We start from the raw sequence: 22359 nt of genomic DNA, 5'->3' as shown, positions 1-22359 counted from the left end.
CGGGTGGGGTGAGGGGATGCCGGACATGGGAAAATCCCGCGGGCGGGGGGTGCTGCCCCCGCCCGCGGGTTGCCGTGCTTACTTCTTCAGCTCGGCGCTCTGCTTGCGGTTCGGCACCTCGAACACCGTCAGCACGCCGCCCAGCTGGGTGTACTCGCCCAGGTTGGCATGCGCGCCCACGGCGCCCAGGCCCGCGGTCGGGTCAGTCAGGCCGGCCGCCAGGCCGATGCCCGCCCAGCCGCCCACACCGGACAGCACGGCGACATACTGCTTGCCGTCATGCATGTAGGTGTTGACGTTGCCGATGATCCCCGACGGGGTCTTGAAGCGCCACAGCTCCTTGCCGTCGTTCATGTCGAAGGCCACCACATGGCCCTCCAGCGTGCCGTAGAAGCCCACGCCGGACTTCGTGGTCAGCGCGCCGGACCACACCGCGAACTTCTCCGGCTTCGACCACTTGATCTTGCCGGTCGTGGCATCCCACGCGATGAAGTTGCCCATGCCGCCATGGCTGCCGGGGGCGGGATACATGGACAGGGTGGCGCCCACATAGGGCTGGCCCGCCACGTAGCTCACCTTGAACGGCTCATAGTCCATGCAGATGTGGTTGGTGGGGACGTAGAACAGGCCGGTGTCGGGCGAGAAGCTGGCCGGCTGCTGGTCCTTGGAGCCCAGGGCCGCCGGGCAGATGCCCTTGCTGTTCGTGTCCTCGCCGTTGGCGAAGGTGCTGTACTTCGGGTTCACCTGGGGACGGCCGGTCTTCATGTCGACCTTGTCGGCCCAGTTGACCTTCGGGTCGAACTTCTCGGCCACCAGCAGCTCGCCCGTCTCGCGGTCGAGGGTGTAGCCGAAGCCGTTGCGGTCGAAGTTGACCAGGGTCTTGCGCTTCTTGCCGCCGATGGTCAGGTCGGCCAGGATGTTCTCGTTGACTCCGTCATAGTCCCACTCGTCGAACGGCGTCTTCTGGTACACCCACTTCGCCTGGCCCGTGTCGGCGTCACGGGCGAAGATGGTCATGGACCACTTGTTGTCCACCGGCTTGCCGTCCTTGGCCCGCTGGGCGGGGTTCCAGGTGCCGGGGTTGCCGGTGCCGTAATATATGGTGTTCAGCTCGGGATCGTAGGTGTACCAGCCCCAGGTGGTGCCGCCGCCGATCTTCCACTCGTCACCGTTCCAGGTCTTCACGCCCAGGTCGGCCTCTCCGATGGGCTTGCCCATCATCATGGTCTTCTTGGGGTCGATCATGACGTCCTTGTCCGGGCCGGTGGAGTAGGCCCGCCAGACCTGCTTGCCGGTCTTGACGTCATAGGCGGTCAGGTGGCCGCGCACGCCGAACTCGCCGCCGGAGATGCCGACCAGGACCTTGTCCTTCACCACCACGGGGGCGGCGGTCAGGGTCTCGCCCTTGGCGTGGTCGCCGTTCTTGGCGGACCAGACGACCTTGCCGGTGTTGGCGTCCAGCGCCACCAGCGTGTTGTCGGCCTGCGCCAGGAAGACCTTGCCGTCAGCGACCGCGACGCCACGGTTGACCGTGTCGCAGCACATCACCGGGATGACGTTGGCGTCCTGGCGGGGCTCGTACTTCCACTTAACCCGGCCCTCGTTCTTCAGGTCCAGCGCGTAGACCGCGTTGGGGAACGGGGTGTGGATGTACATGGTGTCGCCGATCACCAGCGGGCCGCCCTCATGGCCGCGCAGGACGCCGGTGGAGAAGGTCCATGCCACCCGCATGTCCTTGACGTTCTGCTTGGTGATCTGGTCCAGCGGGCTGTACCGGTGGCCTTGGTAGTTGCCGAGCTGGGTGGCCCAGTTCGACGTGTTCTTGATGTTGTTGATCACGCTGTCGTTCGCCAGCGCTGGCCCGGTCATCAGACCGATGACCGCCGCGGTAGCCAGCACGCGTCCCCTGATCGACTTCATGACCCGTTTCCTCCCGTGTTTCCGGATACTCAGCGGCCTTCGGCCAGACCTTCCCCGTTCCCATCGGCACGCAAGTACCGATAGGTGGGTCTCGTACGGCCCGCCTTGCTTTGATTTGGAGCGGACACGCTAGCACCCGGCCACCATGTCCACAATATAGACAATGCCACTTCACAGACTGTGTGTAAAGACTTCTTCGGATAAAGCAGTCACTATCGGAGTACCACCCGGCGGCATTAGTGTTTTGTTTGAAAGGATTTAGCTAACGCAGCATTTGTTATTGCGGTGCAACGGGGTGAGTATTGACTATAGGCTTTGCAGCGCGAATATTGTGGAAATCTGTCGGGCACCCGCAGAAGCGCCAGGATTCCGCCAAATAGCGGTGGCTGAGACTTGGAATGGCTCAGCTGCCATCCGATGGTGCGAAGCACCGCGATGCTGTACGGACCGGGGGAGAGGGGTCCGGCTTTTCTATCGGGGTACCCTCCCCACCCCATGAATTGATTGCCAAGGGTTTGAACCGGCCGGGATCGGCCATGGAAATGTTTTGCGACGGAATGGTCGGGCGCCGATATGGCGCTGCAACATATCGGTCAGAAAGCCTTCCTGGCCGCTGCCAAGTGATCACCCCGCCCTATCGCCCGACGGCACGCGCCGGGGCGGTGCGCAGGTCCCGCAGGGTCTCCAGCCTCATCCCGTGCAGGCTTTCCACCACGGCCAGCGCCCCTGCCGCGTCGAAGGGGCGGACCCAGGCGCTGGGGGTGACCAGGGTGGGGATACCGGCCGCCAGGGCGGCGGCCAGGCCGTTGCGGCTGTCCTCGAAGGCGACCGCGTCGCCCGCGTCCACGCCCAGCTCCGCCAAGGCCAGGTGGTAGATGTCCGGGGCGGGCTTCTTCGCCCGGACCACGTCCCCCGCCGCCAGCACGGCGAACCATCCCTCCGGCACCACCCCGCCCGGCAGGTCGGCGGGCGTGTGGCGCAGCAGGCCCCGCACGTTGGGCAGGCTGGTGGTGGTGGCCACGGCCAGGGCGACCCCGGCATCCCTCGCCTCCCGCAGCAGGTCCACCACCCCGGGCCGGTAGGTGAGGCGCCCGGCCTCTACCAGCTGCCCATAGCGGCGGGTCTTCCAGGCGTGCATCTCCACGACCATGGCCCGCACCATGGCCTGCTCGCCCGGCGGGCGGGCGGCGGCGTGGGCCAGCATGCGTTCCTTGCCGCCGGCCACCTCCAGCAGGTGGCGGTACAGCTCCGGGTCCCAGTCCCAGGGCAGCCCGAACTCCCGGAACGTGTCGTTGAACGCCTGCCGGTGCAGCTCCTCCGTCTCCGCCAGCGTGCCGTCCACGTCGAAGATCAGGGCGCGCAGCATGGCTCAGGCCGCCAGCTTGCGTTGCGCGCCCAGGCCTGAGTCGCGGATGGCCGCGATGTTGCTGGCATAGGCACCCTTGCCGCCCCTGAAGACGGCGGAGCCGGCGACCAGCGTGTCGGCGCCGGCCGCGGCCACCAGGGCCGCCGTCTCCGGGTTCACGCCGCCATCCACCTCCAGCCGGATGGGCCGGTCACCGATCATGCGGGACAGGCGGGCCACCTTCTCCGCCGCCGACGGGATGAAGGACTGGCCGCCGAAGCCGGGGTTCACCGACATGACCAGGATCAGGTCGAGCTGGTCCAGCACATACTCGATGGCCGACTCGGGCGTGGCCGGGTTCAGGGACACGCCGGCCTTCCTGCCCAGGGCGCGGATGGCCTGGAGGGAGCGGTGCAGGTGGGGCCCGGCCTCCGCATGGACGGTGATGTAATCGCTGCCCGCCTTGGCGAAGGCTTCCAGGTAGGGGTCGCAGGGGGCGATCATCAGATGCACGTCCAGGACCTTGTCCGTGTGGGGGCGCAGGGCCTTCACCACGTCGGGCCCGATGGTGATGTTGGGCACGAAATGGCCGTCCATCACGTCCACATGGATCCAGTCGGCCCCCGCGGCGACCACGTCGCGCACCTCCTGCCCCAGGTTGGCGAAGTCGGCGGACAGGATGGAGGGGGCGATGACGAGGGGGTTCATGGGGTGTCTCCCGCGGTGGGCTGGGGGTCGAGGCGGCCTTCCTGCGTAAGCACCCGGCTGGCCAGGATGTCCGACGCCTCGATGGTCATGAGGTCGTCCAGGGTCAGGCCGTCGCCCGGGTCCTCGAAGTGGCGCACGGCCTGGCGCAGGCGGGCCCGGTCCAGCGCGTTGCGGATGGAGCGGGCGTTGGCGAAGTGGGGCTGGGTCCGACGGGCCCCGATATAGGCGGCCAGCGCTTCCTTGGCGGGTTCGCTCAGCCGGTAGTTCTGGCCCTCCAGCATCTTCTCCGCGATCACCAGCAGCTCCCCGTCGGAATAGTCGGGGAAGTCCACATGGTGGGCGATGCGGGAGCGGAAGCCGGGGTTGGAGCGGAAGAACTTGTCCATCCGGTCCGCGTAGCCGGCCAGGATCACCACCAGGTCGTCGCGCTGGTTCTCCATGACCTGGAGCAGCATCTCGATGGCTTCCTGGCCGTAGTCGCGCTCATTCTCCGGCCGGTAGAGGTAATAGGCCTCGTCGATGAACAGCACCCCGCCCATGGCCCGCTTCAGGATCTCCTTGGTCTTGGGCGCGGTGTGGCCGATGTACTGGCCCACCAAATCGTCGCGGGTGACGGAGACCAGGTGGCCGCGGCGGACATAGCCCAGCCGGTGGAGGATCTCCGCCATGCGCTTGGCCACCGTGGTCTTGCCGGTGCCGGGGTTGCCGGTGAAGCTCATGTGCAGGGTGGGTGTCTCCGCCTGGAGGCCCAGGCGCTTGCGGGCCCGGTCCACCAGCAGCAGGGCGGCGATCTGCCGGATGCGCGCCTTCACCGGGGCCAGTCCCACCAGCTCACGGTCCAGCTGCGCCAGCACCTCCCCAACCTGTGTCTCCCGCATCTCGGCCTGCAGGTCGACACGCAGTGCGGGGTCGTGGCTCGGGGGCGGGGTCATCGTGTCGGGCATGGGGTCCTCGTGCGTCGTGCCTGGGGCGACACCCCCTCACCGCGGCCAGGTGAGGGGGTCGGCGAGGGTCGGGCCCTCACACCACCCCGTACCGCTGCCCTTCCGGCTTCTCGGTCGCGTAGGGGACGGTGGTGTAGCGGATGTTGCGGCCGCCGGTTTCCTGGCGGACCAGCTTCAGGCCGGGCTCGTCCGCCGGGCGGTTGACGATGAACGACAGGCGCAGGCTTTCCCAGCCATGGGTGCTGTCGAAGGCGGAGATGCGGATGTAGCGGTCGCCATAGGTGCGGCGGCACTCCGCCAGTTCCGTCATCACCGCCGCGGCGTCACGGGTGTCGAACATGGGCAGGCCCCACATCTCCCAATAGGTGTTGCGGGGGTGCGGGTCGTCGGTGAACTCCAGGTTCACCGCATAGCCCTTGTCGATGCAGTACTGCACCTGGGCCCGGATCTGGTCGTCGGTCAGCTCGGGCAGGTAGGAGAAGGTACCCTGGGTCACGCGCATTGTTCGCTCCGCTCTCTATGCGCCCTCAGGCGCCGGGCGCCCGCATCCGCGGGCTTGTCTTGCGCGGCCATGGGGCCGCGGGCCGGCGGTCGCCGACCTTGGGATCAGGAATTCACTCGGCGGCCGTCGCGGTCGGCACGAAGTCGGGGGTGTCGGTGCTGGCATAGTTGAAGGTGACGTCCTTCCAGGTATCCAGCGCCTGGCGCAGGGGCTGGCAGTGCCGGGCGGCGGCGTCCAGGATCTCCGGCCCCTCGTTGACGTAGTCGCGCCCCTCGTTGCGGGCGAGGACCATGGCCTCGAGCGCGACGCGGTTGGCCGTGGCGCCGGCGGCGATGCCGCCCGGGTGGCCGATGGTGCCGCCGCCGAACTGCAGCACCACGTCCTCCCCCAGCAGGTGCAGGAGCTGGTGCATCTGGCCGGCATGGATGCCGCCGGAAGCGACGGGCATCATCTTGTTCAGGCTGGCCCAGTGCTGGTCGAAGAACACCCCGTTCTCAAGCTGGGTCGGGTTGAACTCCTCCCGGCAGATGTCGTAGTAGCCTTTGGTGGTGGCCGGGTCGCCCTCCAGCTTGCCCACCACGGTGCCCGCGTGGATGTGGTCCACGCCGGCCAGGCGCATCCACTTGGCGATGACGCGGAAGCTGACGCCGTGGCTCTTCTGCCGCGTGTAGGTGCTGTGGCCCGCCCGGTGCAGGTGCAGGATCATATCGTTCTTGCGGGCCCAGTTCGACATGGACTGGATGGCCGTGTAGCCGATGACCAGGTCGATCATGATGATGGTGGAGCCCAGCTCCTTCGCGAACTCCGCCCGCTCGTACATGTCCTCCATGGTGCCGGCGGTGACGTTCAGGTAGGTGCCCTTCACCTCGCCGCTATAGGCCTGGGCGCGGTTCACCGCCTCCATGCAGTACAGGAACCGGTCGCGCCAGTGCATGAAGGGCTGGCTGTTGATGTTCTCGTCATCCTTGGTGAAGTCCAGGCCGCCCTTCAGCGCCTCATACACCACGCGGCCATAGTTGCGGCCCGACAGGCCCAGCTTCGGCTTCACCGTGGCGCCCAGCAGGGGGCGGCCGAACTTGTCCAGCCGCTCCCGCTCCACCACGATGCCGGTGGGCGGGCCCTTGAAGGTCTTCACATAGGCCACCGGCAGGCGCATGTCCTCCAGCCGCAGGGCCTTCAGCGGCTTGAAGCCGAAGACGTTGCCGATGATGCTGGCGGTCAGGTTCGCGATGCTGCCAGGCTCGAACAGGTCGAGGTCATAGGCGATGTAGGCGAAGTACTGGCCCGGCGCGTTCGGCACCGGGTCCACCCGGTAGCACTTGGCCCGGTACTTGTCGCAGGCGGTCAGCCGGTCGGTCCAGACCACGGTCCAGGTGGCGGTGGAGCTTTCACCCGCCACGGCAGCGCTGGCCTCCACGGGGTCCACCCCGTCCTGCGGCGTCACCCGGAACAGGGCGATGATGTCCGTGTCCGACGGCACATAGTCGGGCACCCAGTAGCCCATCTTCTTGTATTCCATGGTGCCGGCCCGGTACCGGTCCTTGCCGGACATGGGGGCGGTGGCGGTGTCGACGGGGGTGATGGTGTCCATGGGTCGTCTCCTCGTATTTCTTCGGCTTTGGTCGGGGGCGGGTCAGGCGGCCTTGGCGGCGGGGGTAAGCCCCCGACCTTCGGGTCCAGGGCGCCGGCGCGGTAGCGGCGGGCCATCTCGGGCAGGGGCACCACCTTGATCCGGCTGGCATTGCCGGCGGTGCCGAATTCCTCGAAGCGCTGGCGGCAGAGGGCCTTCATGGCGTCCAGCGCGGGCTTCAGGAACTTCCGCGGGTCGAATTCCGCCCGGTTCTTCTGGGCGACGCGGCGGAACTCCGCCGTCATGGCCAGGCGGCAGTCGGTGTCGATGTTGATCTTGCGCACGCCGTGCTTGATGCCGGTCTGGATCTCCGCGACCGGCACGCCCCAGGTCTGGGGCATTTCCCCGCCCGCCTGGTTGAACAGGTCCTGTAGCTCCTGCGGGACGGAGCTGGAGCCGTGCATGACCAGGTGGGTGTCCGGCAGCCGCGCGTGGATTTCCTTGATCACGTGCATGGCCAGGATGTCGCCGTCCGGCTGGCGGGGGAACTTGTAGGCGCCGTGGCTGGTGCCCATGGCGATGGCCAGCGCGTCCACCTTGGTGGCCCGGACGAACTCCACCGCCTGGTCCGGGTCGGTGAGGAGCTGGCTGTGGTCCAGCTTGCCCTCCGCCCCGTGGCCGTCCTCCGCCTCCCCGGTGCCGGTGACCAGGCTGCCGAGCACGCCCAGCTCCCCCTCCACGCTGGCACCCACCATGTGGGCCAGCTCGGCCACCCGTCGGGTGATCTCCAGGTTGTAGGGATAGTCGGCGGGGGTCTTGGCGTCGGCCAGCAGGGACCCGTCCATCATCACGGAGGTGAAGCCGTGCCGGATGGCCGTCAGGCAGGTGGCCTCGTCATTGCCGTGGTCCTGGTGCAGGCAGATGGGGATGCCGGGGTACATGGCCTCCGCCGCCTCCACCATCTTGTCCAGCATGAGGTCGCCGGCATAGGACCGGGCGCCGCGGCTGGCCTGGAGGATGACCGGCGCGTCCACCTCCCTCGCCGCCTCCATGATGGCGAGGAGCTGCTCCATGTTGTTGATGTTGAAGGCCGGCACGCCGTAGCCATGCTCCGCCGCATGGTCCAGCAATTGCCGCAGGGTGATCCGGGCCATGGTGTTCCTCCTCCCGATCAGTGGCCAGCGGCGGAGCCGCTGGAGGCCGGCGCCTGAGGGCGCATCAAGAGGTCCGTCGCATGACGGACCGGGCCGCCTGGGCGACCGCTTCCGGCGTGATCCCGAAATGCTGGTAGAGCGCGGGTGCCGGGGCGGAGGCGCCGAAGCCTTCCATGCCGACGAAGGCCCCGCCCTCGCCGATCCAGCGGTCCCAGCCCAGCCGGGCCGCGGCTTCCACCGCCACCCGCGGGGCGGTGCCCAGGACCGCGCGGCGCTCCTCCGCCGGCAGCCGCTCGAACAGCTCCCAGCAGGGCATGGAGACGACGGCCGCCTCGACCCCGTCCGCCGCCAGCAGGTCCGCCGCCTTCACCGCCAGTTCCACCTCGGAGCCGGTGGCCAGCAGGGTCACGTCCCGCTCCCCCGCCGCCTCCCGCAGCACATAGGCGCCGCGTCCGCAGACATTCTCCTCGCTGTCCCGGGTCCGCAGCGTGGGCAGGTTCTGGCGGGAGAGGCACAGGACCGATGGCGTCGCGCGGCTGCGCAGGGCGATCTCCCAGCACTCCGCCGTCTCCACCGCGTCCGCGGGCCTGAAGACGTTCAGGTTCGGGGTGGCCCGCAGCATGGCCAGGTGCTCGATGGGCTGGTGGGTGGGCCCGTCCTCCCCCAGCCCGATGCTGTCGTGGGTCAGGACATAGACCACCCGCACCCCCATCAGGGCGGACAGGCGGATGGCGCCGCGGGCATAGTCGGCGAAGACCAGGAAGGTGCCGCCATAGGGCACCAGCCCGCCATGCAGCGCGATGCCGTTCATGGCGGCGGCCATGCCGTGTTCCCGGATGCCGTAGCGGATGTAGCGGCCACCGAACCGCCCGGCCTGCACCGTCTCCAGCCCCTTCGTGATGGTGAGGTTGGAGTGGGTCAGGTCCGCGGAGCCGCCCACGGTCAGGTCCGTGGCCCCGTTGATGGCCTCCAGCGCCAGCTCCGACGCCTTGCGGCTGGCCAGGCTGGGGGCCTTGGCGGACAGGGTGCGCTTGTGTTCCCGCAGGGCCGCGAACACCTCCAGCGGCAGTTCCCCCGACAGGGCCTGGCGGAAGCGGGGCGCCTCGGGTGAGGCTTCCAGCCGCTCCGCCCACCGCGCCCGCTCCGCCGCCCCGCGCCGGCCGGCGGCCCGCCAGGCGGTGGCGATGTCGGCGGGGATCTCGAAGGGCGGGGCGGTCCAGCCCAGCGCCTCGCGCGCTGCCGCGATCTCCGCGGCGCCCAGGGGGGCGCCATGGGTGCTTTCCGACCCCTGCTTGTTGGGGGCGCCGAAGCCGATCACCGTGCGGCAGGCGATGAGGGTGGGCTTGCCCGCCGCCAGCGCCCGGGCGATGGCGGCCTCCACCGCGCACCCGTCATGGCCGTCCACCGTCTCCGTATGCCAGCCCGCAGCCTGGAACCGGGCCTGCTGGTCCATGGAGGTGGACAGGCTGGTGGCACCGTCGATGCTGATCCGGTTGTCGTCCCACAGCACCACCAGCCGGTCCAGGCACAGGTGGCCGGCCAGGTCGATGGCCTCGTGGCTGATGCCTTCCTGAAGGCAGCCGTCACCGGCGATGACGAAGGTGCGGTGGTCCACCAGCCCGTCGCCGAAGCGGGCGTTCAGCATCCGCTCCGCCAGCGCCATGCCGACGGCGGTGGCGATCCCCTGCCCCAGCGGGCCGGTGGTCGTCTCCACCCCGGGGGTGTGGCCGTATTCCGGGTGGCCGGCGGTGATGCTGCCCAACTGCCGGAAGCGCTTCAGCTCCTCGATCCCCAGCCCCGGGTAGCCGGTCAGGTGCAGCAGCCCGTAGAGCAGCATGGAACCGTGGCCCGCCGACAGGACGAAGCGGTCGCGGTCGGGCCAGGCGGGGTCCGTGGGGTCGAAGCGCAGGAACTTGGTGAACAGCACGGTCGCCACGTCGGCCATGCCCATGGGCATGCCGGGATGGCCGGACCTGGCCTGCTCCACCGCGTCCATGGCCAGCACGCGGAGCGCGTTCGCCATCTCCCTCGTGCCGACGCTTGGCCGCTCCAGGGCTTGCACGCTGTCCATCCGGGGTTCCTCCAGGCAAGCCTCCGGCAGTCGCGCCCCAGGGGGCGCGGCGAAGGCGGTGTTTCGTGGCTTCGTAGGTCGGATTAGCGGCGCCAGCCGCGTAATCCGACATGACCAAGGTGTCGCTTGCCGTCGGATTACGGCGCCAAGCGCGCCTAATCCGACCTACGGCCTCACCCCATCCGCTTTTTCCGTTCCACCAGTTGCAGGATCATGGGCGTCAGGATCAGTTGCATGGCCAGGTCCAGCTTGCCGCCGGGGATGACGATGCTGTTGGCCCGGGACATGAAGCTGTCGCCGATCATCGACAGCAGGTAGGGGAAGTCGATGCCCCGCGGGCTCTTGAAACGGATCACCACCATGGATTCGTCGGGGGTGGGGATCCAGCGGGCGATGAAGGGGTTGCTGGTGTCCACAGTGGGCACCCGCTGGAAGTTGATGTCCGTCTCGGTGAACTGCGGGCAGATGTAGCGGATATAGTCCGGCATCCGGCGCAGGATGGTGTCGGTCACCGCCTCTGTGGAATAGCCGCGGGTGGAGCGGTCGCGGTGCAGCTTCTGGATCCATTCCAGGTTGATCACCGGCACCACGCCGATGCGCAGGTCCGCGTGGCGGGCCACGTTGACCTTGTCGGTCACCACGCAGCCATGCAGCCCCTCGTAGAACAGCAGGTCGGTGGGCTCGGTGACGTGTTTCCAGGGGGTGAAGGTGCCCGGCGGGGCGCCGTGCATCTCCGCCTCCACCGCGTCGTGCACATAGTTGCGGATGCGGCCGGTGCCGGACTCGCTGTATTCCCGGAACAGCTCCTCAAGGTCCTCGAACAGGTTGCTGTCGGGCCCGAAGTGGCTGAAGGTGTTGTTGCCCTTGGCCGCCTCCTCGGCCATGCGCTTGCGCATCGCCATCCGGTCGAAGGTGTGGAAGGCGTCGCCCTCCACATAGAGCGCCTCCACGTTCTCCCGCCGGAAGATCTGCTCGAAGGTCCGCCGGACCGAGGTGGTGCCCGCCCCGGAGGAACCGGTGACGGAGATGATGGGGTGGCGTGCCGACATGGTGTCTATCCCCTGTTCCCGTCAGGCCCGAAGCAAGCCGCGCTTGCCGAACAGGGGCGAGCGTTCGGCGGAGTAGTGCGGGTCGGTGTGGTACTTGGCCACCCGCTCCACCTTCTCGACGGAGCCGAAGACCAGCGGCGTGCGCTGGTGGATGGAACTGGGCACCAGGTCCAGGATGGGGGTCTGGCCGTCGGTGGCGGCCCCGCCCGCCTGTTCCAGCAGGAAGGCCAGGGGTGCCGCCTCATACAGCAGCCGAAGACGGCCCTGCCGGTAGCCCGGGCGGCTGTCGCCGGGATAGAGGAAGATGCCGCCGCGCATGAAGATGCGGTAGGCCTCCGCCACCAGGCTGGCGATCCAGCGCATGTTGAAGTCGCCGCCCCGCGGCCCGTCGGCGCCCAGCACGCAATCATCCACATAGGCGCGGACGGGCGGGTCCCAGTGCCGGTAGTTGCTGGCGTTGATGGCGTATTCCTTGGCGCTGCGGGGCACCTGGATGTCGCGCTTCGCCAGCACGAACTCCCCCCGGTTGCGGTCAAGTATGAAGATGTGAGTGCCGCGGCCCAGGCTCAGCACCAAGCTGGTCTGCGGACCATAGACAATAATCCCCGCCGCCTGCTGCGCCCGGCCCGGCGCCTCGAACACGGCCGCCGCGCGGCTGCCCATGGGGTAGAGGGCGGGGCGGATGCCGAAGATGGTGCCGATGCTCATGTTGACGCCGATGTTGCTGGACCCGTCCAGCGGGTCCATGGCCACGGCCAGCGGCGCGCCGGTGTCCAGCAGGGCGACGTCGTCCAGCTCCTCCGACGCCACCATGGCGACGGGGGCCTCGGACAGGGCGTCCAGCATCATGTCGTTGGCGATGATGTCCAGCTCGGCCTGGGCGTCGCCCCCGCCGTTGATCCCGGGGATGGCAGGCAGGCCCGTCTGGGCCAGCAAGCCCAGGGAGACCAGGTCGGACAGGCCCCTGGCTGCCTGCGATATCTTCAGCACGGCCCGGGCCACGGGGGCATCCAGGCCCCCGCCCGGCTCGTTGGACAGGAAGGTGGTGAGACTATCCCGGACGGACATGGCGATTCCTCCTGCCCGGCGGCATTTGCCGCCGGCGATAGCACTCTTTGTCGGGGAGGCGCCTGCTCGTTGGTGGCGGCACCTTGGGCCTGTTCTGTCCCGAGATGATGGGCAGAAGCCGCGCTCAAAGAAAAATCTAATTAATTTGCCGAACCGTTAGATTTTTTTTAGCATGCCCCCATGCGCAACCTGACTTTCAAGCAACTCCACGCCGTCCGCGCTATTTCCAGGCGCGGGACCATCACCGCGGCCGCCCAGGAACTCAATGTTACCCCGGCCGCGCTGACCTCCCGTTTGAAGCAACTCGAAGAGGAGGCGGGAATGCCGCTCTTCGACCGGACGACGGAGGGCATGCGCCTGACCGAGGCCGGGCGGGAGGTGCTGGCGGCCACCGACAGCATCGACGTGATCCTGGAGAACTGCGTGGCAAGGCTGGAGGCGCTGAAGGGCCTGACCGGCGGCCGGGTGGGCATCGCCGTCGTCTCCACGGCCAAATACTTCGCGCCCAAGGCCATCGCCGCCTTCACCCGCCATTACCCGGGGGTGGAGATCAGCCTGTTCGTGGGCAACCGCGACAGCACCATCGGGCTGCTGCGCGACTATGGCGCCGACCTGGCCATCATGGGCCGGCCGCCGGTGGACTTCCCCGTGGAGTCCCAGAACTTCGGCGACCATCCCCACATCCTGATCGCCCCGCCCGACCACCCCCTGGCCGGCCGCCGCCGCATCCCCAAGTCCGACTTGGCGGGGGAGTCCTTCCTGGTGCGGGAGGAAGGGTCCGGCACCCGCGGCGTGTTCGAGGAGTTCATCGGCGGCGTGGTGGTGAAGCGCCCCCGCCTTGGCATAGAGGTGGGCAGCAACGAGACCATCAAGCAGGCCGTGATGGCCGGGCTGGGCATCGCCCTGCTCTCCGCCCATACCGTCGCCGCGGAGGTCATGTCACGGCGCCTGGCCGTGCTGGACGTGGAGGGCCTGCCCATCCGCCGCCGCTGGTACGTGGTCCGCCGCACGGAAAAGGCCCACGGCCCCGCCCCCAGGCCTTCTGGAGCTTCGTCCTGCGGGAAGGGCCCATGTGGCTGCCGCACGATTACTGGATGCGGTTCTGAGGGAGGGGTCCCGGGACCGTACTTTCGAATTCGAAAGTGCGGCCGGAGCGTGAGGGAGGCGATTACCGGTTCAGGGCCTGGGCCACCCGCTTCGCCTCCGTCTCCAGGGCGTTGGTCAGGGGGGTACCCGGTTCCCGCGGGGCCAGGACCAGGCCCACCGTGTGGACCACGTCCGGCTCGGTGATGGGGATGGCGCGCAGCGTCTCCGTCAGGCCCAGGGTGCCGGCCAGCATCTCCGGCATGATGCTGGCCCAGCGGCCGGTGCGCACATGGGCGAACAGCACGATCATGCTGTTGCTTTCCAGCGTCGGCTGGGCCGGGGCGCCGGAGCGGGCGAGCATCTTTTCCAGGATGCGCCGGTTCTGCATGTCCGGCGTCAGCAGGCAAAGGGGGATCTGCCCCACCTCCGCCCAGGTCACCTCCCGCCGGTCGGCCAGCGGGTTGTCCTGGCTGGTGACCAGCACGTAGCGTTCCCGGTACAGGGGCATGCTGCGCACCCGGCCCAGGGGCTCGTTGTCCAGGTATGTGATGCCGGCGTCCACCTCCAGGTCGTCCAGAAGGCGCAGAACCTCGGCACTGGTGCGGGACAGGATGGTGAAGCGCACTTCCGGGTGCCGTTCCCGATAGGGGGTGGTCAGGGCCGGCACCATGGCCAGGGCGGTGGGGATGACCGCGATCCGCAGGTGCCCGGACAGGCCGGCCCGCATGGCGTGCAAATCCTGGCGCATGGCGCGGGCGTCACCGACGATCCGCCGGGCCCAGTCCAGCACCCGCTCCCCCTCCGGCGTCAGGCCCAGGTAGCGGGAGCCGCGCTGCACCAGCAGCACGCCCAGGATGTTCTCCAACTGCTTGATGCCGGCGGACAGGGTGGGTTGGGTGACGCCGCAGGCCTCGGCGGCGCGGCCGAAGTGCTTTTCCTTGGCGAGGGCGATCAGGAGTTCGAGCTTGTCGATCATGCGACAACACTAATGCAGCGGCTATTCCCGTCAATTGGACCAAGGTCCATTGGTCTCGCCTATCGGATAACGATTCCGCCCTGTTGATACCGCCCCTCCCCTGTCGGAAGCTGAAGGCTTGGAACGAAGGCGACGGCCGGGGAAGGCCGCGCATCAGGGAAGGAATTGCCCTTGAGCACGTCAGGCAAGACGCAGGGCCGCAAGGGCCCGCGGTCCGGCGACCGCAGCATGCGCCACCGGGGGCGCGGCGCGGTGGCGGAGATCCCGGCGGCCGACAAGGCGGTGCTGGCGGCCCTGTTCGCCGACGTGCCGGCCGAGCCCGGCCTGCTGATCGAGCATCTTCACTGGATCCAGGATCGCCATGGCGGCCTGCCCCGGCCCCTGCTGCATGCCCTGGGTGAGGCGCTGCGCCTGCCCGACGCGGCGGTGTATGAGGTGGCGACCTTCTACCACGGCTTCCGGGTGCTGGAGGCGGACGAGGCGCCCCTGCCCACCATCCAGGTCTGCGACAGCATCGCCTGCGCCATTTCCGGGGCGGCGGAACTGGAGAAGGCCGCGGCCCTGGCCCTGTCGGGCCAAGCGCGGGTGGAGGCGGTGGCCTGCCTGGGCCGCTGCGACCAGGCCCCCTGCGCCCGGGTCCAGGGCCGCACCATCACCCGGGCCACCCCGGCCAGCGTGGAGGCCGCCCTGTCCGGGGCCGTCCCGCCCCTGCCCAGCGCCAAGACCGGCTTCGACGCCTATCTGGCCGCCGGGGGCTACACCCTGCTGCGGGAGGTTTATGGCGGCGCCCGCGACCTGGACGGGCTGCTGAAGCCGCTGGAGGATGCGGGCCTACGCGGCCTGGGAGGCGCCGGCTTCCCCACCGGGCGCAAGTGGCGGGCCGTGGCCAAGGAGCACGGGCCCCGGCTGATGGCCGTCAACGCCGACGAGAGCGAGCCCGGCACCTTCAAGGACCGCTTCCACCTGCTGGCCGACCCGCACCGGGTCATCGAGGGCATGCTGCTGGGCGCCTGGGCCGTGGGGGCGGAGGCCGTCTATGTCTATCTGCGCGACGAGTATGAGGATGTCCGCGCCATCCTGCGCCAGGAGCTGGCCCGCCTGCCGGAACTGGGGCTGCCCCTGCCGCCCGTGTACCTGCGCCGCGGCGCCGGGAACTACATCTGCGGCGAGGAATCGGCGATGCTGGAGAGCCTGGAGGGCAAGCGCGGCCTGCCCCGGCACAAGCCGCCCTACCCCTCCCAAGTCGGGCTGTTCGGCCGGCCCACCCTGATCAACAATGTAGAGACCCTGTACTGGGTGCGGGACCTGGTGGAGCGCGGGCCGGACTGGTGGGGCAGCCATGGGGTCAATGGCGGCAAGGGTCTGCGCAGCTTCTCCGTCTCCGGCCGGGTTCGCTATCCCGGGGTGAAGCTGGTGCCGGCCGGCATCTCTGCCCGGGAACTGATCGAGGAGTATGCGGGCGGCATGCAGGACGGCCACGAATTCAAGGCCTTCCTGCCCGGCGGCGCGTCGGGGGGCATCCTGCCGGCCAGCCTGGCCCACCTGCCGCTGGACTTCGGCACCCTGGACGCCCACGGGGCCATCGTCGGCTCCGCCGCCTTCGTGGTGCTGTCGGACCAGGACAGCGTGCGGGACGCGGCGCTTAACCTGATGCGCTTCTTCAAACATGAGAGCTGCGGCCAGTGCACCCCCTGCCGCCTGGGCACGGAGAAGGCGGAGGTGCTGATGCGGGCGCCCGCCTGGGACCAGGGGACCCTGAAGGATTTGGGCCAGTGCATGGCCGATGCCAGCATCTGCGGCCTGGGCCAGGCCGCCCCCAGCGCCTTCCGCACGGTGCTCCGCCATTTCCCCGAGGAGGTGTCGTGATGGACACTTTGTCCAAGGGCGTCCTCGCCAACCAGGACCCGTTGAACCGGCCGGTGGGCCACGCCGTCACCTTCCACCTGGACGGCTGCGAGGTGACGGCCCAACCGGGCGAGACCATCTTCCAGGCGGCGACCCGCTATGGCGCCATGGTCCCGCACCTGTGCCACAAGCCGACCCCCGGCTACCGGCCCGACGGCAATTGCCGCGCCTGCATGGTGGAGGTGACGGGGGAGCGGGTGCTGGTGGCGAGTTGCATCCGCAAGCCCACCCCCGGCATGGACGTGCGCACCCGCAGCGACCGGGTGCTGAGCGCCCAGCGCACCGTGTTCGAGCTGCTGTCCGCCGACCAGCCCAAGCGGGCGGAGGCGCACGACCCGGACAGCAAATTCTGGCGCTGGCAGGACAGCATCGCCTTCGACCCCGGCCGGTATCCGGCAAGGGCGGAGCCGCCGCCGGCGGCGGACTTCAGCCACCCGGCCATGGCGGTGCAGCTTGACGCCTGCATCCAGTGCGGCCTGTGCGCCCGCGCCTGCCGGGAGGTGCAGAGCAACGACGTGATCGGCATGGCCTATCTGGGCGCCGGGACCAAGGTGGTGTTCGACCTGGACGTGCCCATGGGCGACAGCACCTGCGTGGCCTGCGGGGAGTGCGTGCAGGCCTGCCCCACCGGGGCGCTGCTGCCCAAGTCGGTGCTGGACGAGGCCGGCACCGTGGCCCTGAAGCCGGCGAAGAAGGTGGACAGCACCTGCCCCTATTGCGGCGTGGGCTGCCAGTTGACCTTCAACGTGGCCGACGACCAGATCCTGTCCGTGGACGGCAAGGCGGGGCCGGCGAACCTGAACCGCCTGTGCGTCAAGGGCCGGTTCGGCTTCGACTATGCACGGCATCCGGAGCGGCTGACCCAGCCGCTGGTCCGGCGGGACGACGCGCCGAAGCGGGCGGACGATGCCGACCGCATCGACCCGGCCAACCCGCTGACCCATTTCCGCATCGCCAGCTGGGAAGAGGCGCTGGAGCGGGCCGCCGGCGGGCTTCGGACCATCCGTGACCGGGACGGCGGCGGGGCCCTGGCGGGGTTCGGGTCCGCCAAGGGGTCGAACGAGGAGGCGTACCTGTTCCAGAAGCTGGTGCGCACCGGCTTCGGCACCAACAACGTGGACCACTGCACCCGGCTGTGCCACGCGTCCTCCGTCGCCGCACTGATCGAGGGGATCGGGTCCGGCGCCGTGACCGCCCCGGTGCAGGCTGTGCTGGACGCGGAGGTGGCGCTGGTCATCGGCGCCAACCCCGCCGTGAACCACCCGGTGGCCGCCACCTTCATCAAGCAGGCGGTGCGCCAACGGGGCCTGAAGCTGATCGTGGCCGACCCCCGCGGCCAGGCCCTGGACCGCTTCGCCAGCCATTCCCTGCGCATCAAGGGCGGCAGCGACGTGGCGCTGCTGTCCGGCATGCTCTGCACCATCGTGGAAGAGGGGCTGGTGGACGAGGATTACGTCCGCCAGCACGTGGATGGCCATGAGGCCTTTGCCGAGAGCGTGCGCCAGTTCACGCCGGAGGCCATGGCGCCCCTGTGCGGCATCCCGGCGGAGACGATCCGGGAGGTGGCGCGGCTGTTCGCCAAGTCCCGCGCCTCCATCGTCTTCTGGGGCATGGGTATCAGCCAGCACGTGCACGGCACGGACAACAGCCGCTGCCTGATCGCCCTGTGCCTGCTGACGGGCCAGGTGGGCCGGGCCGGCACCGGCCTGCACCCGTTGCGAGGCCAGAACAACGTGCAGGGCGCCAGCGACGCCGGGCTGATCCCCATGGTCTTCCCCGACTACCAACGGGTGGACGGCGGGGCGCGGGCCCTGTTCGAGGAGGCCTGGGGCCAGTCCCTGGACGCCACCCCGGGCCTGACCGTGGTGGAGATCATGCACGCCATGGAGGAGGGCCGGATCAAGGGCCTGTACGTGATGGGGGAGAACCCCGCCATGTCCGACCCGGACCTGGCCCATGCCCGCGCCGCCCTGGCGAAGCTGGAGCATCTGGTGGTGCAGGACATCTTCCTGACGGAGACGGCGGCCTATGCCGACGTGGTGCTGCCGGCCAGCGCCTTCCCGGAGAAGACCGGCACCTTCACCAACACCGACCGCCGCATCCAGCTGGGCCGCCAGGCCATCGACCCGCCGGGGGAAGCGCGGCAGGACCTCTGGCTGGTGGAGGAGCTGGCCATCCGGCTGGGCCTGCCCTGGCAGCACCGGACCCCGGCGGCCGTGTTCGGGGAGATGGCGGGCCTGATGCCCAGCCTGGCCGGGATCAATTGGGACCGGCTGGAGCGGGACGGGTCCGTCACCTATCCGCTGGACCCGCTGACCGGGGAGGGGCAGGCGGTAATCTTCGGCGACGCCTTCCCCACCCCGTCGGGCCGGGGCCGGGTGGTGCCCGTGTCCCTGGTGCCGCCGGACGAGCCGCCGGATGGCGAGTACCCGTTGCTGCTGACCACCGGCCGGGTGCTGGAGCACTGGCACACTGGCGCCATGACCCGCCGCGCCGGCGCCCTGGACGCGCTGGAGCCGGAACCCTTCGTCGCCCTGTCCCCGAAGGAGCTGGACCGGCTGGGCCTGCCCCGGGGCGGCATGGTGGAGGTGAGCACGCGCCGCGGCAGCATCCGCCTGCAGGCCCGCCCCGACCGGGACGTGGCCCCGGGCAACCTGTTCATCCCCTTCTGCTTCCGCGAGGCCGCCGCCAACCTGCTGACGAACCCGGCCCTGGACCCCTATGGCAAGATCCCCGAGTTCAAGCTGTGCGCGGCCCGGGTGAGCGTGCCGGTGGAGGCGTGAGGAGACAAAGGAGACCTTAAGGTGACCAAAGGTGACGCTTAAGGTGACGCGTGTCACATTTCAGGGCATTGAAATTGCTGAGGAAAGTGGCTTAAGGAGACAAAGGAGACGGGGTTTCGATGGAGTCACCTTTGTCACTTTTAGGGGGAGAGCTTCATCATGTCCAAGACCCGGCGCCCGGTGGGGAGCACGGGTGGATGGTGGCAGGGTTTAGGAATTTTGTCCATGGCTTGGACGGGTTCCAGGGGTCACGGCGAGGACGGCTTTGCCCTCTCTGGTGATCGTGTGGCCATCCCTGGCGCGATTGCATGACGCAGAGGACGCAGATGGCCGCAGAGGACACAGAGGGGTGGATTTGCCGGACGGGGGTTTGGGTTGGGAGATGGGGTATTTTCCCTTTAAGCTCACCGCCCCGGCGTGATCCGGAGGTTGCCTGCGCCTGCGGCGCAAGAATTCTGGAGGGCAGCCGGTAGGGCCCGCCGATGCCGCCGCACCGCCCCCTCCGTGTCCTCTGCGGCCATCTGCGTCCTCTGCGTTCCAACAGCGACGCCAGGGGCGGCAACCCGGCGGGTTAGGCCCGCAACGGCCCCGCTGCCGCGCCATTGGCATGACGGCTTTCCTTTGAGCATTCGGGTCACGCCCCCCTGGTCTTGGGTCAGGGCCAAGCCGTTCGCCATAAGCTCTAGCGCCTCCCCGCGAAGACGGGGGCCCACAGTTCTTGACCCGGGAGACGCCGTCTATCTGGTTGAAAAACAGTGGACCCCCGCCTTCGCGGGGAAACTAAAATGGGGCGCGTCGGGTAATGTAGGTCTGATAACGCCGATCGGGGAGCGCGATCCGGTGATTGGCAGGGTGCCTTCGTTCTTCACCGTTCGGCCTTGCGGCGAGACATCCTGAAGGTCCGGGCCTGTTCCGCCGTCATCCAGTTGCTGTCCGGCGCTGGCGGGATGTCGGAAAAGTCGATGTCCTTGTCCCCCATGGCCTGCAAGCGCGCGATCTCGGCCTTCCCGGCTTCCGTCTCGGAATACGGCTTGTCGGGGGTGGGGACGTAGGTGACGAACCGCGGCTTCCAGGGCATGGCGTCACGCCCCGACTTGGGGGCTTGTAGCGCTGGGGCGGGCAAGGTCAGGGCGGCGGGGAGCGCGGTGGCCAACCCCGCCGACGGCCGCAGCCCGGGCCGATTCGGCCAGGAGATAGGTGATCACGGCGGCCGGGTCGTTGGGGGCGAGGTCGCCGCGGAGGCGCTGGCAGAGGATGGCCAGCTTCCGTTCCGTATCCGCCGGGGTGAAGCTCGGCTCCCGCGCCAGGGCGGCGGCCAGCAGGTCCCGCCGCCGGTCCAGGGCGATCAACCCCGCCTCATCCCCACTCCCCTTCAATGCCGCCACCCGCCGGTCCAACAGCGCCAACTCGTCCACCAGACGACGGATGTGGCGGGAGGGCTTGGGCATGGCGGCACCATCCAGGGCAGGAAGACCCTTCCCACCCGTCCGTTGAAGCTGGCACTATCCTATATCGGGGAAATGCCGATTTCAATGCAAAACAACGAAACTTATGGTCCGCAATGATTGTTGGCGCCCAGGTACGAGCCGCCCGCGGCCTGCTCGACATCACGCAGGAAGAGCTTGCCGCCATGTGCGGGATGACCGCGCAGACGGTGAAGGATTTTGAGCGAGGCTTGAGGAAGCCGCAGCCGCGGACGATCAGAGATTTGCAGCGAGCCTTAGAAGAGAACGGAATAGATTTCCTAAATGATAATGCAGGGGGGATAGGCGTAATGTTGAGAAGAACAGAATTATAGTCTCACTTATAAGTGCGCACGAAGCTCTTTAGGTAAGCTTATGGCTCTTACTTTTCTTTATCTTTGGGAGCATCCGCGGCTACGGTTGTTTTGCCAAAAAGATAGCCCAGGGCAAGATTGATCACGCCAAAAAGTGTCGCTGCTGTTTTCTCACGAAATTCCGCGTCACCATTGACCGGTGCCCATAGCAGTCCAATCACAATAGCAAAACATATAAGTATAGATATAAATGCAATATTCCCAAGCTTCTCGACTCCATGACCAATAACAAACCCGATCCACCCTAGATCAAGCTTTTTCTGATCACGTAAATGTCCATAGAATTGCTCAGCCTCACTCTTCGCGAGCTTTGAGCTACCGTCTTTTGATGCCTGCGGCCGAAAAGCTGAAATAAACGTGCCAAACTTCCCCCTTGGCACATCTACCGGCTCTTCTGTTGGCTTCCTGCCTAATGCATCAGGTTGAGCTTCAGATACAGATTTATCGTCCGCTGCAGTAAAAGCAGACTGCGCCTCGTTCTCAGGCTTAATATCCGCCTCTCCGCCCGGTGGCTTGCTCTCTACGCCACTATTCAGGATCTCTGGTTCGGCTATATCTGCATTACCACTCATTGCACCCTGCTATTCCTAAGTAACGTGTTAAAATACGCGCTGATGTCTGAGTCTGGAATCTGCGCTTGCCCTCGCTGCTTCGCAATACTCCATGGCGTTCCGGCTTCGTGCGTCATATCGGACAGCTGCAAAGCCGTGAACGAACTGTATTTTTCCCAAACGCCATGTATAACATCATACGAGTCTTTGAAATCTTTACGCAGAACATATGCTTTTGGTACCGTTTCTCCAGGAGCGAACTCAGAGGCATAACAATTTATTGGAGCTGCGCCGAAGTGACGAAATTCCTGATAAACAGAACGGTTTACTGGCCCATAGGGCCATGCCTCAAACCCATCACGAATCAAAGGTCGGCCAACCAATGCAAGATGCCAGCCATGTGCGAAGTACATGAGCTTTTGAAGCTTCATGTGGTCAAGGCTCATTCCGGGCTGCTGAAAGGAGATTTCTAACAGCGTGTTTGCGATGGTTTTTCCGCTTGCTGTCATAGGCCCCTCACTGGATTTAGCAATGCAACGTTCCCCTGCTTTGACAGGGTTAGCGATTATCATATGCTAACCAGCGTCAACATACTCCCATACAAGGCTACCTCTTTTGGGCTAGCAGATCAAGCGTGTCGTGCGGCCATCAGAACGAAAAGTGAACTGCCGTGATGGTTGCGTTGCCCCAGTCTGTCGGCAAGCAGGAGAGTTGTACAGATCACCTTTACCGCTGGTTCTACGAGCATTCTCTAAATCGCCGAGTCTTATTAAAATCTTTATTCGCGAGGGCATTAAGCATTCTCTTCATCAATAATCGCAAATTTATGTAGAGTGGTGATTAGTCAGAAGTAATCTTCATTTTATATAGCGCAATCTTCAAAGATCAGC

Annotated in this window: 17 protein-coding genes and 2 pseudogenes; 4 read left to right on the top strand and 15 right to left on the bottom strand. The window is 67.4% G+C overall.

Annotated features, from left to right (window positions below):
* Window positions 1–78: 78 nt before the first annotated feature.
* From HHL28_RS01580 to HHL28_RS01535, 10 genes and pseudogenes are all read right to left on the bottom strand, one after another.
* The gene (locus tag HHL28_RS01580) at window positions 79–1920 is read right to left on the bottom strand and encodes a methanol/ethanol family PQQ-dependent dehydrogenase (RefSeq protein ID WP_083699113.1); all 1842 of its coding nucleotides are present in this window, start codon (window positions 1918–1920) and stop codon (window positions 79–81) included.
* 634 nt (window positions 1921–2554) lie between these two features.
* Window positions 2555–3286, bottom strand: coding sequence for an HAD-IA family hydrolase (locus tag HHL28_RS01575; RefSeq protein WP_075771189.1), 732 nt, complete (start codon window positions 3284–3286; stop codon window positions 2555–2557).
* Between the two features lie 3 nt (window positions 3287–3289).
* A complete protein-coding gene (gene rpe, locus HHL28_RS01570; RefSeq protein ID WP_075771188.1) occupies window positions 3290–3973 on the bottom strand; it encodes a ribulose-phosphate 3-epimerase in 684 nt (227 codons plus the stop codon).
* Complete coding sequence (gene cbbX, locus HHL28_RS01565) at window positions 3970–4917, bottom strand: CbbX protein (RefSeq protein ID WP_075771187.1); 948 nt, start codon at window positions 4915–4917, stop codon at window positions 3970–3972. The genes rpe and cbbX overlap by 4 nt, the downstream gene beginning before the upstream one ends.
* A 76-nt stretch (window positions 4918–4993) precedes the next feature.
* On the bottom strand, window positions 4994–5419 hold the full coding sequence (locus HHL28_RS01560; RefSeq protein ID WP_075771186.1) for a ribulose bisphosphate carboxylase small subunit: 426 nt from the start codon (window positions 5417–5419) through the stop codon (window positions 4994–4996).
* A 112-nt stretch (window positions 5420–5531) separates the two neighbouring features.
* Complete coding sequence (locus HHL28_RS01555) at window positions 5532–7010, bottom strand: form I ribulose bisphosphate carboxylase large subunit (RefSeq protein WP_075771185.1); 1479 nt, start codon at window positions 7008–7010, stop codon at window positions 5532–5534.
* A 74-nt stretch (window positions 7011–7084) separates the two neighbouring features.
* Window positions 7085–8143, bottom strand: a pseudogene (fba, locus tag HHL28_RS01550) (class II fructose-bisphosphate aldolase); the annotation flags it as partial.
* 64 nt (window positions 8144–8207) lie between these two features.
* Window positions 8208–10214, bottom strand: coding sequence for a transketolase (gene tkt, locus HHL28_RS01545; protein WP_404326240.1), 2007 nt, complete (start codon window positions 10212–10214; stop codon window positions 8208–8210).
* Between the two features lie 173 nt (window positions 10215–10387).
* Entirely contained in the window at window positions 10388–11263 is an 876-nt protein-coding gene (locus tag HHL28_RS01540; protein WP_075770989.1) for a phosphoribulokinase, read from the bottom strand.
* Window positions 11264–11284: 21 nt separating this feature from the next.
* Window positions 11285–12331 (bottom strand): class 1 fructose-bisphosphatase, encoded by a 1047-nt coding sequence (locus tag HHL28_RS01535; RefSeq protein ID WP_075770988.1) that lies wholly within the window; start codon window positions 12329–12331, stop codon window positions 11285–11287.
* A gap of 180 nt (window positions 12332–12511) precedes the next feature.
* On the opposite strand from HHL28_RS01535, the pseudogene HHL28_RS01530 reads away from it, so the two are divergent.
* Window positions 12512–13303 (top strand): annotated as a pseudogene (locus HHL28_RS01530) (LysR family transcriptional regulator); the annotation flags it as partial.
* Window positions 13304–13499: 196 nt separating this feature from the next.
* Here the strand turns inward: HHL28_RS01530 and HHL28_RS01525 are convergent.
* On the bottom strand, window positions 13500–14393 hold the full coding sequence (locus HHL28_RS01525; RefSeq protein ID WP_075770986.1) for a LysR family transcriptional regulator: 894 nt from the start codon (window positions 14391–14393) through the stop codon (window positions 13500–13502).
* Window positions 14394–14564: 171 nt separating this feature from the next.
* Here HHL28_RS01525 and HHL28_RS01520 point away from each other — a divergent pair, with 171 nt between their 5' ends.
* The gene (locus HHL28_RS01520) at window positions 14565–16259 is read left to right on the top strand and encodes an NAD(P)H-dependent oxidoreductase subunit E (protein ID WP_404326237.1); all 1695 of its coding nucleotides are present in this window, start codon (window positions 14565–14567) and stop codon (window positions 16257–16259) included.
* The gene (gene fdhF, locus HHL28_RS01515; RefSeq protein ID WP_083699087.1) at window positions 16259–19081 is read left to right on the top strand and encodes a formate dehydrogenase subunit alpha; all 2823 of its coding nucleotides are present in this window, start codon (window positions 16259–16261) and stop codon (window positions 19079–19081) included. The genes HHL28_RS01520 and fdhF overlap by 1 nt, the downstream gene beginning before the upstream one ends.
* An 865-nt stretch (window positions 19082–19946) precedes the next feature.
* On the opposite strand, the gene HHL28_RS01510 is transcribed toward fdhF, so the two are convergent.
* Window positions 19947–20159, bottom strand: coding sequence for a hypothetical protein (locus tag HHL28_RS01510; protein ID WP_075770985.1), 213 nt, complete (start codon window positions 20157–20159; stop codon window positions 19947–19949).
* Window positions 20160–20163: 4 nt separating this feature from the next.
* Entirely contained in the window at window positions 20164–20529 is a 366-nt protein-coding gene (locus HHL28_RS01505; protein ID WP_075770984.1) for a hypothetical protein, read from the bottom strand.
* Between HHL28_RS01505 and HHL28_RS18130 the strand changes: the two genes are divergently transcribed.
* Entirely contained in the window at window positions 20457–20879 is a 423-nt protein-coding gene (locus tag HHL28_RS18130) for a helix-turn-helix domain-containing protein (RefSeq protein ID WP_404326235.1), read from the top strand. The genes HHL28_RS01505 and HHL28_RS18130 overlap by 73 nt on opposite strands.
* Before the next feature lie 47 nt (window positions 20880–20926).
* Here HHL28_RS18130 and HHL28_RS01495 read toward each other — a convergent pair whose 3' ends face one another.
* Together HHL28_RS01495 and HHL28_RS01490 are read right to left on the bottom strand one after the other, a co-directional pair.
* Window positions 20927–21490 (bottom strand): hypothetical protein, encoded by a 564-nt coding sequence (locus HHL28_RS01495; protein WP_169654569.1) that lies wholly within the window; start codon window positions 21488–21490, stop codon window positions 20927–20929.
* A complete protein-coding gene (locus tag HHL28_RS01490) occupies window positions 21487–22041 on the bottom strand; it encodes a Panacea domain-containing protein (protein WP_083699086.1) in 555 nt (184 codons plus the stop codon). The genes HHL28_RS01495 and HHL28_RS01490 overlap by 4 nt, the downstream gene beginning before the upstream one ends.
* Window positions 22042–22359: the final 318 nt, after the last annotated feature.

This window comes from Aerophototrophica crusticola (assembly GCF_012913305.1).
GTDB classification, from domain to species: domain Bacteria; phylum Pseudomonadota; class Alphaproteobacteria; order Azospirillales; family Azospirillaceae; genus Niveispirillum; species Niveispirillum crusticola.
The sequence above is the reverse complement of the archived record's forward strand: the minus strand, read 5'-3'. Positions and strand labels throughout refer to the sequence as shown.

Bases quoted from the DNA above. Each gene is read 5' to 3' on its own strand.
- HHL28_RS01575 (WP_075771189.1), bottom strand. From the start codon at position 3,286: ATGCTGCGCGCCCTGATCTTCGACGTGGACGGCACGCTGGCGGAGACG.
- tkt (WP_404326240.1), bottom strand. From the start codon at position 10,214: ATGGACAGCGTGCAAGCCCTGGAGCGGCCAAGCGTCGGCACGAGGGAG.
- HHL28_RS01505 (WP_075770984.1), bottom strand. From the start codon at position 20,529: ATGCCCAAGCCCTCCCGCCACATCCGTCGTCTGGTGGACGAGTTGGCG.
- HHL28_RS01540 (WP_075770989.1), bottom strand. From the start codon at position 11,263: ATGTCGGCACGCCACCCCATCATCTCCGTCACCGGTTCCTCCGGGGCG.
- HHL28_RS18130 (WP_404326235.1), top strand. From the start codon at position 20,457: ATGCCGCCACCCGCCGGTCCAACAGCGCCAACTCGTCCACCAGACGAC.
- HHL28_RS01510 (WP_075770985.1), bottom strand. From the start codon at position 20,159: ATGCCCTGGAAGCCGCGGTTCGTCACCTACGTCCCCACCCCCGACAAG.
- fdhF (WP_083699087.1), top strand. From the start codon at position 16,259: ATGGACACTTTGTCCAAGGGCGTCCTCGCCAACCAGGACCCGTTGAAC.
- cbbX (WP_075771187.1), bottom strand. From the start codon at position 4,917: ATGCCCGACACGATGACCCCGCCCCCGAGCCACGACCCCGCACTGCGT.
- HHL28_RS01535 (WP_075770988.1), bottom strand. From the start codon at position 12,331: ATGTCCGTCCGGGATAGTCTCACCACCTTCCTGTCCAACGAGCCGGGC.
- HHL28_RS01490 (WP_083699086.1), bottom strand. From the start codon at position 22,041: ATGATAATCGCTAACCCTGTCAAAGCAGGGGAACGTTGCATTGCTAAA.
- HHL28_RS01560 (WP_075771186.1), bottom strand. From the start codon at position 5,419: ATGCGCGTGACCCAGGGTACCTTCTCCTACCTGCCCGAGCTGACCGAC.
- rpe (WP_075771188.1), bottom strand. From the start codon at position 3,973: ATGAACCCCCTCGTCATCGCCCCCTCCATCCTGTCCGCCGACTTCGCC.
- HHL28_RS01580 (WP_083699113.1), bottom strand. From the start codon at position 1,920: ATGAAGTCGATCAGGGGACGCGTGCTGGCTACCGCGGCGGTCATCGGT.
- HHL28_RS01525 (WP_075770986.1), bottom strand. From the start codon at position 14,393: ATGATCGACAAGCTCGAACTCCTGATCGCCCTCGCCAAGGAAAAGCAC.
- HHL28_RS01495 (WP_169654569.1), bottom strand. From the start codon at position 21,490: ATGAGTGGTAATGCAGATATAGCCGAACCAGAGATCCTGAATAGTGGC.
- HHL28_RS01555 (WP_075771185.1), bottom strand. From the start codon at position 7,010: ATGGACACCATCACCCCCGTCGACACCGCCACCGCCCCCATGTCCGGC.